Raw genomic sequence first — 14,135 nt, forward strand, 5'->3', positions numbered from 1 at the left:
GCACTCTATGACGGATACGGTTAAAAACTTAGTGAATCGGTACGACGATTTAATCAGTACCCTACAAGCTGGCTTTGTCCCTTTATTACTTCTCTTTTGTCGCTTGTGGGTTGCATGGGTGTTCTTCAATTCAGGGCTAATCAAAACCTCATCTTGGGACAGCACACTGTATTTATTTGAGCTGGAATACCAAGTGCCAATACTGCCGTGGGAACTGGCGGCTTACTTAGGTACAGCTGCGGAGTTGGTTCTACCGGTGTTCTTGGCACTAGGGTTAATAACGCGCCCGATGGCTGCGATTCTGTTTGTGTTTAACATCATCGCCGTGGTCTCTTACCCGCTGCTGTGGGAGAAAGGTTTCTATGACCATCAACTTTGGGGGTTGATGATTCTTATTGTTATTGTGTGGGGGCCAGGGCCTTTATCTCTCGACCACATTATCAAGAAGAAAATCACTAACTAAAAAAATCCCCGCATGATGCGGGGATTTTTTAATTATTTGTTCAAGTAAGCCAGTAACTCTTCTGCTGAGATACCTTGCTTCGCGAGGTCTTTTGCCATCTGCTCTACTTGCTCGCCTTTACGTGACTCAATCACTTGCTGAAATTGATACATAAGATCACGCAAGACTGGCAATGGAACTTGTTTTGCCGCACTACGAATACGCTCAGAGCTTTGGTTACCCAATTCGTTGAGCAACTTACCAAACATCACCTTTTCTGGTGACTCTTCCATTTGCTCTAAGATACGAGCCATTTCATACGTGGTTAACGACATTACTTTTGAGTTCCGTTATGGTGTCGAGAAAAGTTTGAACGACAAATATACACGCGTTACCTACATTGGAAAATACTAAATTACACTGTTTTATGCATTCACTAATCTTGTATGCCAGTTCTTACCTGCTTTCGTGAACAGAATCAGCAATGCTGGAAGTAGAACCCACATATGAATTGCGATCAGGGTTTGTGGGTCAAGTGATAGACGCTGTAGCGTACCTACTAATAAACCAGAACCGCTCATTTGGAACAAGCCAAGTAACGCTGCTGCTGTACCCGCTTTATCACCAAACGGCTCTAACGCTTTACCTGCTGCTGCACCAAGAATCCAAGCGAAGCCAACCGATGAGATAAAGATTGGCAGCATGAAAGACAGCGCCGTGTTGTGTCCTTTCATCACCATCATGATAACGCCAGCTATCGAGAGTAAGCTGATACCAACAACCAGTGAATTGTGCGTACCCCAGCGATCCATGAATTTCGGTGCCAACATACAAGCTGCAATATTAAACGCCGCGTTAAGACCAAACCAGAAGGTAAACTCGTTCATGGATAAACCCATGCCTGTCATCAGTACACCTGGAGCTGATGTGACGTAAGCAAGAATGACCGCCATCGCCATTAGACACAATGATGCATGGAAAATGAATGACGGCGTGCTTAATACAGACCAATAACGGCTCAGTTTAAACACAGCTTGTTTTTCAGTTGCAGGATTGGTTTCCTTCATTCCAAAGAAAATCATCGTTCCGGCAATCACAGCGAAGCCGGCCATGAAGCTGAAGTTTGCACGCCAATCGAATTGCTGGGTTAACCAACTCCCCAAAATAGGCGCCAATGCCGGGATAAAGCAGATCGCCCCGTTAAGATAACTGATCATTTTGCCACTTTTTTCCGGACCAAAGATATCGCGAACTGTTGCAAAGGCTGCTACAGATGTTGCACATGCACCTAAGCCTTGTAGCAAACGAGCCGTCAACATCCACTCAATATTTTGAGCACTCCACGCCAATAAAGCGCTCAATGCGTAGATGGTGATGCCTCCCAATGCAACAGTTCGACGTCCGAGTTTATCTGCCAAGGGGCCTGCGAATAGCTGACCAACGCCCATAGCAAATAGGAACCAAGTGATGGTGTCTTGTGCCAATGCATTTTCTACCTGAAAAGTGGATGCGATAAGAGGCAAAGCAGGTAGATAGATATCAATCGCAAGCGGACTGAACAGAACTAACATGGTCAACAGCGCCATCTGTTTTTTGCTATTTGTAATATGGCTAGACACAAAACACTCCAAATTGAATAAGAACTTTTGAGCAAAGCTTAATCATCTGATGATATGAATGGAAATGATGTATACTCATGACCATTATTCCAATGAGGAAAATCACAGTGAACGTAGAGAAACTGGTACGCATCGACCTCAACTTGTTGGTCTGTTTTAAGGTACTAATCGAGGAGTTGAATGTTACTCGAACTGCACACCGACTCTGTTTGAGTCAATCTGCAGTGAGTAAATCTTTGGCCAAGTTACGCACTCAGTTTGATGACCCTTTGTTCACACGAAACTCGCATGGATTGACGCCAACACCACGAGCTTTGTTCCTCAAACCGAAACTGGATCTGTTGATAAATCAACTTGATGTCCTGACTCAACCAGAAGAGTTCTCACCACAGAGCAGTGAATACCGTTTTCAAATTGCTGCGGTGGAGAGTGTCTACCCGTTGATTTTACCCCACTTCTTGCCAGCAATATTCCAACAAGCACCTGGCGTGACCATCAGCACGCATCCATGGTCTGAACAGACTTTTAAAATGATTCAACGTGGTGAGATTGATTTGGGTATGACGGGGCGAGATATCGACATCAACGATGCCAAGCTGACTATGTTGCCGCCAGATGACATTTGTGAGCAGGAAATCTATCGCGACCACCAAATGTGCATCGTTCGTAAAGACCATCCCGCTTTGCGTGGTAATTGGAACTTAGAAGCTTACCTAGCCCTGCGCCATGTTCAGGTGCGTTGTGATGGCAACGACCGTTGGTTGCTCGACTATCGTCTAGCCGACATTGGTCGCGAACGTGATATCGCAGTCACCGTACCGGACTTTAACAGCGCCGCCAGTTTGTGTTCTTACACCGATTTTGTGTTTACCGCGCCAAGCCACTTTGTGAAGCTGGCAGCCAAACAACACGACATGGCATTACTGCCGCTGCCACTCGAATTCCCGCCAATGGCTTACACTTTGTTCTGGCACCGAGACAGAGAAAATGACCCAGCTTTAACTTGGCTACGTACCATGATCACGCAAAAAACCGATCATCTTAGATAAAAATCCCGGACGCGATTTGCGCTCTTACGGTAAAATGAGTAGCTTAACAGTCGATAGTCCTTTTTGGCTCATCTATGGCCTGTTGTACTCCGACTCTATTGAAGTGATTGCGAACCTCAATGGAATCGTAAACTGCATGAAGCAGATGGAAACAGCTCCCACACCTGAGCATGAAGGAGCGGTAATTTGAAGGAATAACACAGATGCACAACGATACCCAAAGCCACGTGAATGCAATTCGCGAATGGCTAGCACAACATAATATTGATGCCCTACTTGTCCCACATGAAGACGAGTACTTGGGCGAATACGTACCAGCGCACAACGAGCGTTTACATTGGCTAACTGGTTTTACTGGTTCTGCTGGTGCTGCGGTAATCACCAAAGACAAAGCCGCTATCTTTGTTGATGGTCGCTACACGGTACAAGTAACTAAGCAGGTTCCTGCTGATTTATTCGAATACCGTCACCTGATTGAAGAGCCTGCACTAGATTGGATTAAAGACCATCTTGCAAATGACGCGTCTGTGGCCATCGACCCTCGCATGCACAACTCTGCTTGGCTAGACATGGCACAAGCAAAACTTGCAGGTGCACTTGAGCTTAAGATTCTCGACAGCAACCCAATTGATGAGCTGTGGCACGACCGTCCTGCTCCTGTAGTTTCTGATGTTCGCCTAATGGCAACAGAAGCAGTTGGTCAATCAAGTGAAAGTAAGCGCCAAGAAATCGCAGAGCTCGTGAAAAAAGCCGGCGCAGACAGCGCAGTGATCACAGCACTTGATTCTATCTGTTGGTTGCTCAACGTTCGTGGTCTAGATGTATCACGTCTACCAGTTCTGCTTTCTCACGCGATTCTGCACTCAGATTCAAGCGTGGAATACTTCCTAGATCCTGCTCGCCTACCTGCTGAGTTTGACGCTCATGTTGGTTCTGGCGTAACAGTTCATCACCCAGAAGCATTGCAAGCACGACTAGAAACTCTAACTGGCAAGAATGTACTGGTTGACCCTGCGACAAGTAACGCATGGTTTAAATTGGTTCTACAAAATGCTGGCGCATCTGTGGTGAGTAAAGCTGATCCATGCCTAATGCCAAAAGCGGCGAAGAACGCGGTTGAAATCGCAGGCATGAAAGCATGTCATATCCGCGATGGCGTGGCGATGAGTAAGTTCCTATCTTGGTTAGATGCTGAAGTCGTTGCGGGTAACCTGCATGATGAAGCGACGCTGGCAGACAAACTTGAAGCGTTCCGTAGCGAAGACCCGACACTGATGGATCTTAGCTTCGATACCATTTCAGCTGCGGGCGGCAACGCAGCAATGTGTCACTACAACCACGAAAACCAACCTGAACCTGGCAAGCTAGAGCTGAACACTCTTTACCTAGTCGATTCAGGTGGTCAGTACCTAGATGGCACCACAGACATCACGCGTACTATTGCGATCGGTCAGCCTTCACAAGAGATGATTAAACAGTTCACTCTCGCACTAAAAGGTCACATCGGTGTTGCTCGTGCACGTTTCCCGAAAGGCACACGTGGTTACCAAATCGATACGCTAGCTCGTCAGCACCTATGGGCGGAAGGCTACGATTACGATCACGGTACCGGTCACGGTGTTGGTCACTTCCTAAGTGTTCATGAAGGTCCAGCGAGCATTTCGAAGAAGCAAATCGACGTGCCTCTAACAGAAGGTATGGTACTGTCTAACGAGCCAGGTTACTACCGTGCAGATGCGTTTGGTATCCGTATCGAGAACCTAGAGCTTGTTGTTGAAACACCAACTAACGGTGACTTCCCTGTTCTGTCATTTGAGTCGCTAACACGCTGCCCAATCGACAAGCGCAACATCAATGTTGATATGCTAACTCGTCCAGAACTTGCTTGGCTGAATGACTACCATCAGAAAGTATGGGATGAGATCAGCCCGCTAGTTGAAGGTGATGTGAAAGAGTGGCTTCGTCAAGCAACAGCACCTGTAGCACACAGCTAGAAGCTAGAAGCTAGAAGCTAGAAGCTAGAAAAACGTAGAGGGTTGATGTTTTGCATCAACCCTCTTTTCTTTGCCTATGTTTCACGTGAAACATAGCGATGACCAGTGGCTTTATTTGTTGCTTAACCAGAATACGCTGAGTGCCAATCTCGCCATACAGGGTCAAAGCCTTTGGCTCGAATCATATCTTCCACAGAACCCGCACTTCGCTCATCGCTGATCTCAAACTGCTCGAGTTCAACATCATCCATCGCATACCCACCCGGCTGAGTTTTCGATGCAGCAGACATACTGGTGATGCCTAACGGTAATGCATTGTCTCTGAACTTCGGTGATTCACGAGTCGATAATGACAACTCCACTTCAGGATTAAATAAACGATAAGCGCAAATCAACTGCACAAGCTGCTTATCCGTCATGACTGATTTTGGTTGGAGCGCGCCCTCACAAGGACGTAAACGTGGGAAAGAAATTGAGTAACGAGTCTGCCAATACGTGCGCTCTAGATAGTCCAAGTGCGCTGCCACATAAAAACAGTCGGTACGCCACTCTTCCAACCCTATCAAAGCACCAATACCGATCTTATCGATGCCTGCTTTCGCAAGACGATCGGGTGTATCCAATCGGTATTCGAAATCCATCTTATTACCACGCAGATGGTGCTCAGCGTAAGTCGAAGGATGATACGTTTCTTGATAGACCATCACCGCATCCAAACCCAATGTCTTGAGCTCAGCGTATTCGTCTTGATCTAGCGGCTGCACTTCCATCGCCAAATAGTTAAAACGTTGCTTAATCATCGGCACCATTTCGCGGAAGTATTTCATGCCCACTTTGGTTTCGTGTTCGCCAGTCACCAGCAATACGCTATCGAACTTCATGCGTTTAATGGCTTCTACTTCTGCAGCGACTTCGTCCCTATTCAAGGTACGACGCTTGATTCTGTTCTCCATCGAGAAGCCACAATAAGTACATGCATTGGCGCACAAGTTAGAAAGGTACAGTGGAATGTAAAGCGACATGGTATTGCCAAAACGCTTGCGAGTTGCTGAATATGACAACTGTGCCATTTGTTCTAAGTACGCTTCAGCCGCAGGTGAAATTAGCGCTTTAAAGTCTTCCAAATCACGCTTGGGTTTATTCAATGCTCGCTCGACATCTTGTGCCGTTTTCGCGTAGATCGACATCGAAATGTCATCCCAATTCAGCTGTTTAAATTTTTCAACGAAGCTCATGTTTTCCTCGCTTAATAGCTAAACCAATCTAGGACTAAAGCTCATCTAAGAATGACGTCAGTGGACTCGACGCAATCGCATGAGAAACCTTACCAGCAAGTCCGGCTTCATAAGCCATACGCCCCGACTCTACCGCCAACTTAAATGCCTTCGCCATCGTAACGGGATCGCTCGAAGCTGCAATCGCAGTATTGACGAGCACGGCATCCGCGCCCATCTCCATTGCACGCGCGGCATGTGAAGGTGCGCCAATACCCGCATCGACAACGACAGGAACATTAGCTTGGTCGATAATGATCTCTAGGAAATCGTGAGAAACTATCCCTTTGTTAGAACCGATCGGCGCACCTAATGGCATGACCGCAGCACAACCTACTTCTTCCAATCGTTTACATAGAACCGGGTCAGCATGACAGTAAGGAAGAACAATGAAGCCTTCACGAACCAGTTGTTCAGCGGCCGCAAGTGTCTCAATGGGATCGGGCATCAAGTACTTCGGGTCTGGATGAATTTCCAGTTTTAACCAGTTTGTACCTAACGCTTCTCGCGCCAGTTGTGCAGCAAACACAGCATCTTTAGCATTCTTCGCCCCCGAAGTGTTCGGCAATAAGTTCACCCCCGCTTGTACTAACGGCAGCAAAATGTCGTCTTGTTGGTCGTTCACATCCACACGCTTCAACGCCATGGTCGCAAGTTGAGAACCCGATACTTGAATCGCTTCTGCCATTAATCGGCTGTTGGCAAACTTCCCTGTTCCCGTGAACAGTCTTGATTCGAATTGTTTATCACCAATTTTAAGCATCGACTTTAACCCCCTGCGATCGCTTGAAACAAAGAGATGCTATCTCCCTGTGAAAGAACTGTGCTAGCCCACTCACTGCGCGGCACAACATTGTTATTAATTGCAAAAACACAACCCATTTCAGGCAGCGCAAATTGACTAATGATTTGCTGTAGATTCGACTTACTGGCGACTTGATGTGACTGGTCATTGATGACAATAGTGATCACCTCTAAGTCAGCCGCGGTCATTTGTGTTGTTTGTTGTTCTGATAACGTCATTGCTTCCAACTCTCTTAATTCTGCCCATTACTCGTAAGCTAAGCCTGAGCACACACTTGGCACTGTTTGTCTTTGCTTATCGCCATGGTTTGCCATTGCAGTTTCAACCCATCAAACAGATTCAACTTGGCAGTCTCGACATGAAACTTTCCCGTCGCCAGTTTTTGAATTGCCGCTATCGCTTGGTAGTTACCAAGTGTGCCTACCACCGGACCGACGACACCGCTCTCACTGCACTTTTGCGTTTGCGGTAATTCGTCGAACGGATACAAACAGCGGTAACAGGCTTTACTCTGCGCTTCTTGTTCACTTGGGGTTTGGTAATCAAAGACAGCGAACTGCCCTTGCCAACCAATTGCCGCCGCCGAGATGAGCGGCGTATTTTGCTCGAAACAAACTTGGTTAATTAGCTGGCGCGTTGGCATGTTATCGGTGCAGTCGAGCACCACATCCGCTAGCATCACCTCAAGCTGCAGCTGTGCTTTGTCTAATCGCTTATTGAGAGCACGAACTTGGACCATAGAATTAAGTGCAGTAAGTTGCTTTACAGTCGCTTTTGTTTTCGCAACTTTGAGGTCTTGTTCACGATAAATGATCTGACGTTGTAGGTTACTGCTATCAACTTCATCGTCATCGACCACAACCAATTTACCAACACCCGCTGATGCCAAGTACAAACTCGCTGCGCTCCCTAACCCACCACAACCGATGATCAGCACATGCGATTTACTCAAACACTCTTGCCCAATTTCGGCAATTTCAGGCAGAGCGACTTGGCGCTGATAGCGAAGGAACTGCTTATCCGTGAGCATGCTCGCCTCTCTTGATATGCGCTAATTTACTATTCTGATCAGTAAACGTTAGCTGTCTTTCCTTCATCAGTTGTGCGAAGAACTCGATGACGGACTGAGGTGATTCTGCCAACGTAATAGCTCGCACAACTGCCAAACTAGAAACACCTGTTCGCCAAACTTGGTCTGCATTAGATTGGTCAATGCCACCAATCGCGACCGTCGGAAAGCCAAGCACATCGTCACTAACTGCTTTGTCTTTTGAAGGACGGAAAGCAGCCTCTGTATTTGTATAAGGAATACTATCAATCAGCTTTTGATACAAAGCCAAGCGCACCAAACCTTGTGGTTTCGATGGCATCTGTTTAGTGGTGGTTGGGAAAATATGCCCTAGCGCGATGTAACTAGGATGAATTTGCACGATACGCAGTAGCTCATAATAACCATGAGTAGAAAGACCAAGACGAATGCCGGCTTTAGTTAGCTCAGCCAAATTCGATTCTTCTATGTCTTCTTGTCCTAGGTGAACGCCATAAGCGCCATGCTTGATTGCCAACTGCCAATAGTCATTGATGAACACTTGTGCTTGATACTGACGACCTAACTCAATTGCTCGAATGATCTGTCGTTCTAAATCGGCTTGTTGTGGGTTCTTGATTCGCAGTTGAATAGTGTTGATGCCTAGTGGCAGTAGACGTTCAATCCAAGCAACATCATCAACGACTGGATAGAGCCCTAAACTTTGCTTAGTCAGAGTTGGAAAGCTAACGCTCTCGCCTTGTGCAGACCAACCAACTTGAATACCTAGTCGGTTATCTTCCAGTACAGGTGTGGGGAAATCATCAAATTGGTCAGCCCACTGAGTAGATCTTCCCTCGTCAAGATTGTCATTCAACAGTGTTTCACGTGAAACATTCGCTTGTTGAGTTAACATTCCTCGAGCAAGTGTTAACGCATCTTCGATAGGAAAATCGAGTACTGTCAGCGTTACTATCCAAGCAAGGTGATGTTCAGGATCGAACATTACGTTGAATTTGGACTTAACGGAAAGCGCTCTCACTTCGTCGTTAATCGGGTGACGCCAGATATCAAGCAGAAGCACTTTCTCCTTTTCATCGGATACCTGCGTATCAGCAATGCCAATATAAATCGCTTTCGACGGTTGCTTAGCACACGCTTCTACCGATAACGCAGAGCGGTAATAGAGCACAAATGAACTCTCATGCTCAGAATCATAACCATCAATAAGATCTGTCGTTATGCGTGTGGTCTGTTGGTCGAGAACAAGCTGAATAGATTGAGTTGGGCTCACACCCAACTCAATGTCTTCGATGCTAAAACCCTGTTCTTTCGCCAACAACAAACATTGTTGAACTAAACCTGTTAGCTCAATCAATGATGACGGAATAAGGATTTTGCTCATTAGTCACTTACCTCGGCATGTGCTGCGGGATGGTATAGCTCAGAACCTGTATCTCTAAATTCTTGCGATTTCTGACGCATCCCCTCAAGAGGATCATCCAGCATTTTGATTGAGATAGCTTGGTCCGCAGCAACTTGCTCAGTATCTTTCGCGTACTCTCGTACCTCTTGCGAAATCTTCATCGAGCAGAACTTTGGACCACACATCGAACAGAAGTGAGCAACTTTTCCAGACTCTTGAGGCAAGGTTTCATCATGGAAAGCGCGTGCGGTATCTGGGTCGAGCGACAAGTTAAATTGGTCTTCCCAGCGGAACTCGAAGCGAGCTTTAGAAAGCGCATTATCACGAACTTGTGCACCAGGGTGTCCCTTCGCTAAATCAGCGGCGTGCGCAGCAAGCTTGTAAGTGATCATGCCTACTTTCACGTCTTCTTTGTTTGGTAAACCAAGATGCTCTTTAGGAGTTACGTAGCAAAGCATTGCACAGCCATACCAACCAATCATGGCAGCACCGATGCCTGAAGTAATATGGTCGTAACCAGGAGCGACGTCTGTCGTCAGCGGACCAAGGGTGTAGAAAGGAGCCTCATGACAGTGCTCTAACTGCTCTTCCATGTTCTCTTTGATCATATGCATTGGAACATGACCAGGACCTTCGATAATGACCTGAACGTCATATTCCCACGCTATCTTGGTTAACTCACCAAGGGTACGAAGCTCAGCAAATTGCGCTTCATCGTTAGCATCGGCAACCGAACCAGGGCGTAGACCATCACCGAGAGAAAGTGCCACATCATACTTAGCGCAGATTTCACAGATCTCTCGGAAGTGGGTATATAAGAAGCTTTCTTGGTGATGCGCTAAACACCATTTCGCGATGATAGAACCACCACGAGAGACGATGCCAGTAACGCGTTTTGCTGTCATCGGAACATAGCGAAGTAGTAAACCGGCATGGATAGTGAAATAGTCAACGCCCTGCTCTGCTTGCTCAATCAGAGTATCGCGCATCACTTCCCAGTTGAGGTTTTCTGCAACACCATTCACTTTCTCAAGCGCTTGATACATAGGTACAGTACCGATCGGAACTGGACTATTACGCAGAATCCACTCGCGAGTTTCGTGGATGTTACGTCCAGTAGAGAGATCCATAACGGTATCTCCACCCCAGCGCGTTGCCCATACTAACTTCTCTACTTCTTCTTCAATCGAAGAAGTGACCGATGAGTTACCGATGTTGGCGTTCACTTTGATCAAAAAGTTACGTCCAATGATCATTGGTTCAGATTCTGGGTGGTTGATATTAGAAGGGATAATCGCGCGACCTTCGGCGACTTCTTTACGCACAAACTCGGCGGTAATGTCTTTTGGAAGGTTCGCTCCGAAGCTTTGACCTAGATGTTGTTGATTCAGCACTTCATCACGGTATTGAGCACGCCCCATATTTTCACGTAGGGCGATGTATTCCATTTCTGGAGTGATTATACCTTTGCGAGCATAGTGCAATTGAGTCACGCACTGCCCACCTTTGGCACGTCGAATACGTGGTAGATTACCATAGCGAAGATCGTCTAGCGTTTCATCTTCTAAGCGTTCTTTGGTGTATACCGAACTTACTTCATCAAGTAGTTCAGTATCAGCACGCTCTTCAATCCACCCTTCTCTCAGCTTAGGTAAGCCGTTGTAGAGGTCTATGGTGTGTTCTGGATCTGTGTATACACCCGAGGTATCGTAAACGCGTACTGGCTCATTAGGCTCGAAAATAGGCGCTTCTCTTGTGCCTCCAATAAGGCTATCAGCGAGTGATATTTCACGCATTGGTACACGAATATCAGAACGTGAACCCTCTACGTAGACTTTGCTTGAATTTGGGTACGGTTGTACCGAGAGTGTATCAATGAACTGTTTTGCTTCCAGTCTCGCTTGCTTGCGACTCGACATAGCATTTTTCCTTGCTTTGTTATGCTTAGATAAAAAGTATTGGGATAAAAATGCTTGGCGGATAGATGCGACAAGAGGAATCGAATTAAGGACAGATTGAGCAAGTGCTCTTCGTCTATAACAACATTCGACTATTTGATAGGTCAACCAGATAGAGCTCTGGTATAGATATCTTCTCTTGTTCCCTTCGCAGATTCTAATCTGATCAGGTTCAACGGATCCCGAATTAACGGTCTCAGCCTTATGGCACTCCGACAAGTAAAATCAGTATATAAAAACGGCTTGGTTAAACCAAGCCGACCTGATTAAGATTTGAGTATTTTTGCTAGCTACGCATCAATAATTGGAAACCAATCCACGCAGCAGAAATGCTTAACACGACATTCAACAGTACGTTCAATCCCATTTTAAAGAAAGCGCCCTGCTGCATAAGCAACACGTTATCCATCGAGAAGGTAGAGAATGTGGTTAATGCGCCCAAAAAGCCAAGACCGATGATTTGACGCCATGGGTCAGTGACCAGCAACTCGGTTTCAAACGCAGCAATCAGTAGACCCATAATAAATGAGCCAACGACGTTCACGGTTAAGGTACCGTACGGAAAGCCACGACCGAGTAGCATCACACAAAGTTCAGAAATTAAGTAACGAGAACATGCACCAAATGCACCACCCAATGCAATAAAACCCAAAACGGATAGTTGTCCCATAATTCCCCCAGAAAAGTTAATGGCGACATTGTAATCAAATTTACGGCAATAGTGATTATACAATCTTAGAATTCAGCAAAGTATAGCGCTTAAAACTTATCAAGATTTAAAAAGTTACAGGAGTCACTTTACTTCGATGTAACCCATCAAACCCGTCTTCATGTGTTCGATTACATGACAATGGTACATCCAACGCTCTGGGTTATCTGCAACAAATGCCGCTTTCGCACTGCCATTTTTTCCAAGTAGGACCGTATCGGTATGAAACGGTTCATCGAGTTTTTTGCCATCTAACTCAAGAACAGTAAATGTGTGTCCATGAAGGTGAATAGGATGATGATATTGGGTGATGTTCTTAAGGTTGAAGATATAGGTTTTTCCCATCTCCAATATTGAAAGCGGTGCTGGAATATTATCTTTACTCATTCCCTCCCAAGCTCGCTTATTCATCAGCCAGAATTTAGGTATCGCTTTGCCCGATTTATCAGCAGGGGTGATCGCCCCCTCCCACTCAAACACATAATCAATTTGTTCCGCATTTTCCAAATCAAGATCTGGCACTGGGTTAAGAGGCAATAAAGGCAGTTTCTGGTTGGTCGGTAGGTCAGACTCAACAACTTCGAACTCACACAAAGGGAATGGGAAGCGCCCTTTCATTTGACGCACATAAACATGTTCTCCTGCCTTCGGAGCAATCAATCCGACTCTAACCTCATTCCCGGACCAATTTTGTGTTGAGTGAGCTTATAAGGCGTTTTAACAGGATTACCATCAATAGCAATAACCCAAGCTTCTGCGCCCTCGAGAGCGATCGGATAAGTAATGGTGTTATCGACATTAGCAATTCTTAATCGCGTGGTAGCATTCTGCTTCAGTGTATAAACTGGCTCATGAACACCGTTAACGCTACTCCACTCTCCTGGCGTTCCCATGCGTGCACTCAAGCGCGGTACCATAAGGTTCTTCCACTGACCTTGCTTGTCTAAATGCCAATGCTTGAGGACGACTTTATGCTCTTCATCAAACTGAACAGGCTCTGCCTCTTCAACGACAATTAGCCCGACTAAGCCCATACCAAGCTGCTTAACACTATTCATATGTGGGTGATACCAAAATGTGCCCGCATCTGGCGGTGTAAATTCATAAACGAATGTTTCACCCGGCATGATAGGCGGCTGACTCAAGAAAGGGACACCATCCATTTCAATAGGGATTCGCAAGCCATGCCAGTGGATTGTAGTTGGCTCTGAAAGCTTGTTGGTAAATCGAATAATAACTTTCTCGCCTTGGCGACATAGAATAGTAGGTGCTGGAATCGATCCATTGAACGCAAGTACATCCGTGGTAAACCCTGGTACTAATTCAGCAATAGAAGGCTCTGCAGTGATGTCGTATATATGCTGACCCTGTTTATTAGTGCTCTTAGATAGAGAACATGCAGGCAGAACGGTAAGTGCAGAGATCGCTAAGGAGGATTGAAGAAAGCGTCGACGAGATATATCCATGTATTTAGTCACTCATTATTTCAACTGATGTGAGTGTAACTAAATATTAATAATGATTCTCAGTTATCTTTTAAAGATGTGCAGTCATAACGCTTAGGGTCAGAGGTTGTAAGTGAAGATCCATATATTGTGGGCACTAAAAAGGTAGTAAGCACCTACATACATATAATAAAGAAGTAAAAGATGCCGGTTTGAGAAGGAGGGAGTTTAATGATAATAAAGCTAGAGCAAGTAGGAAATTGCAGACTCTAAAAACGACGAAAGCCTTGCTATTTCTAGCAAGGCTTTCTAAATAAGTGGCGGAGCGGACGGGACTCGAACCCGCGACCCCCGGCGTGACAGGCCGGTATTCTAACCAACTGAACT

Annotated in this window: 12 protein-coding genes, 1 pseudogene and 1 riboswitch; of the genes and pseudogenes, 3 read left to right on the plus strand and 10 right to left on the minus strand. The window is 45.9% G+C overall.

The genetic code is table 11. The features are described from left to right. Window positions 1-7: 7 nt before the first annotated feature. Complete coding sequence (locus OQJ86_RS21945) at window positions 8-463, plus strand: DoxX family protein (RefSeq protein ID WP_265990861.1); 456 nt, start codon at window positions 8-10, stop codon at window positions 461-463. A gap of 32 nt (window positions 464-495) precedes the next feature. On the opposite strand, the gene OQJ86_RS21950 is transcribed toward OQJ86_RS21945, so the two are convergent. Then, complete coding sequence (locus OQJ86_RS21950) at window positions 496-777, minus strand: hypothetical protein (RefSeq protein WP_265990863.1); 282 nt, start codon at window positions 775-777, stop codon at window positions 496-498. A gap of 90 nt (window positions 778-867) precedes the next feature. Beyond that, window positions 868-2,061: a multidrug effflux MFS transporter gene (locus OQJ86_RS21955; RefSeq protein ID WP_193788884.1), complete on the minus strand. Its 1,194-nt coding sequence runs from the start codon at window positions 2,059-2,061 to the stop codon at window positions 868-870. A gap of 107 nt (window positions 2,062-2,168) precedes the next feature. Here OQJ86_RS21955 and OQJ86_RS21960 point away from each other — a divergent pair, with 107 nt between their 5' ends. Both OQJ86_RS21960 and OQJ86_RS21965 read left to right on the plus strand, forming a co-directional pair. Continuing rightward, complete coding sequence (locus OQJ86_RS21960; protein ID WP_265990868.1) at window positions 2,169-3,110, plus strand: LysR substrate-binding domain-containing protein; 942 nt, start codon at window positions 2,169-2,171, stop codon at window positions 3,108-3,110. 203 nt (window positions 3,111-3,313) lie between these two features. Continuing rightward, the gene (locus OQJ86_RS21965) at window positions 3,314-5,104 is read left to right on the plus strand and encodes an aminopeptidase P family protein (RefSeq protein WP_265990870.1); all 1,791 of its coding nucleotides are present in this window, start codon (window positions 3,314-3,316) and stop codon (window positions 5,102-5,104) included. A 122-nt stretch (window positions 5,105-5,226) separates the two neighbouring features. Here the strand turns inward: OQJ86_RS21965 and thiH are convergent, their stop codons facing one another. The 8 genes and pseudogenes from thiH to OQJ86_RS22005 form a co-directional block, all read right to left on the minus strand. Next, window positions 5,227-6,339: a 2-iminoacetate synthase ThiH gene (thiH, locus tag OQJ86_RS21970; RefSeq protein ID WP_265990872.1), complete on the minus strand. Its 1,113-nt coding sequence runs from the start codon at window positions 6,337-6,339 to the stop codon at window positions 5,227-5,229. Between the two features lie 34 nt (window positions 6,340-6,373). After that, complete coding sequence (locus OQJ86_RS21975; RefSeq protein WP_265990874.1) at window positions 6,374-7,141, minus strand: thiazole synthase; 768 nt, start codon at window positions 7,139-7,141, stop codon at window positions 6,374-6,376. Window positions 7,142-7,146: 5 nt separating this feature from the next. Continuing rightward, complete coding sequence (gene thiS, locus OQJ86_RS21980; protein WP_039974931.1) at window positions 7,147-7,401, minus strand: sulfur carrier protein ThiS; 255 nt, start codon at window positions 7,399-7,401, stop codon at window positions 7,147-7,149. Window positions 7,402-7,439: 38 nt separating this feature from the next. After that, complete coding sequence (locus OQJ86_RS21985; protein ID WP_265990877.1) at window positions 7,440-8,213, minus strand: HesA/MoeB/ThiF family protein; 774 nt, start codon at window positions 8,211-8,213, stop codon at window positions 7,440-7,442. After that, entirely contained in the window at window positions 8,200-9,615 is a 1,416-nt protein-coding gene (locus OQJ86_RS21990) for a thiamine phosphate synthase (protein WP_265990879.1), read from the minus strand. Before OQJ86_RS21990 ends, OQJ86_RS21985 begins: the two co-directional genes overlap by 14 nt. After that, window positions 9,615-11,555: a phosphomethylpyrimidine synthase ThiC gene (gene thiC / locus OQJ86_RS21995; RefSeq protein ID WP_265990881.1), complete on the minus strand. Its 1,941-nt coding sequence runs from the start codon at window positions 11,553-11,555 to the stop codon at window positions 9,615-9,617. Before thiC ends, OQJ86_RS21990 begins: the two co-directional genes overlap by 1 nt. A 165-nt stretch (window positions 11,556-11,720) precedes the next feature. Next, window positions 11,721-11,819: riboswitch (TPP riboswitch) on the minus strand. A gap of 61 nt (window positions 11,820-11,880) precedes the next feature. Continuing rightward, window positions 11,881-12,264 (minus strand): fluoride efflux transporter CrcB, encoded by a 384-nt coding sequence (gene crcB / locus OQJ86_RS22000; protein WP_038868606.1) that lies wholly within the window; start codon window positions 12,262-12,264, stop codon window positions 11,881-11,883. A 123-nt stretch (window positions 12,265-12,387) separates the two neighbouring features. Further along, window positions 12,388-13,769 (minus strand): annotated as a pseudogene (locus OQJ86_RS22005) (multicopper oxidase domain-containing protein). Between the last annotated feature and the right edge of the window lie 366 nt (window positions 13,770-14,135).

It is taken from the genome of Vibrio sp. Sgm 5 (assembly GCF_026241575.1).
Classification (GTDB): Bacteria; Pseudomonadota; Gammaproteobacteria; order Enterobacterales; family Vibrionaceae; genus Vibrio; species Vibrio jasicida.

Bases quoted from the DNA above. Each gene is read 5' to 3' on its own strand.
- OQJ86_RS21945 (WP_265990861.1), top strand. From the start codon at position 8: ATGACGGATACGGTTAAAAACTTAGTGAATCGGTACGACGATTTAATC.
- OQJ86_RS21950 (WP_265990863.1), bottom strand. From the start codon at position 777: ATGTCGTTAACCACGTATGAAATGGCTCGTATCTTAGAGCAAATGGAA.
- OQJ86_RS21965 (WP_265990870.1), top strand. From the start codon at position 3,314: ATGCACAACGATACCCAAAGCCACGTGAATGCAATTCGCGAATGGCTA.
- thiH (WP_265990872.1), bottom strand. From the start codon at position 6,339: ATGAGCTTCGTTGAAAAATTTAAACAGCTGAATTGGGATGACATTTCG.
- OQJ86_RS21975 (WP_265990874.1), bottom strand. From the start codon at position 7,141: ATGCTTAAAATTGGTGATAAACAATTCGAATCAAGACTGTTCACGGGA.
- thiS (WP_039974931.1), bottom strand. From the start codon at position 7,401: ATGACGTTATCAGAACAACAAACAACACAAATGACCGCGGCTGACTTA.
- OQJ86_RS21985 (WP_265990877.1), bottom strand. From the start codon at position 8,213: ATGCTCACGGATAAGCAGTTCCTTCGCTATCAGCGCCAAGTCGCTCTG.
- OQJ86_RS21990 (WP_265990879.1), bottom strand. From the start codon at position 9,615: ATGAGCAAAATCCTTATTCCGTCATCATTGATTGAGCTAACAGGTTTA.
- thiC (WP_265990881.1), bottom strand. From the start codon at position 11,555: ATGTCGAGTCGCAAGCAAGCGAGACTGGAAGCAAAACAGTTCATTGAT.
- crcB (WP_038868606.1), bottom strand. From the start codon at position 12,264: ATGGGACAACTATCCGTTTTGGGTTTTATTGCATTGGGTGGTGCATTT.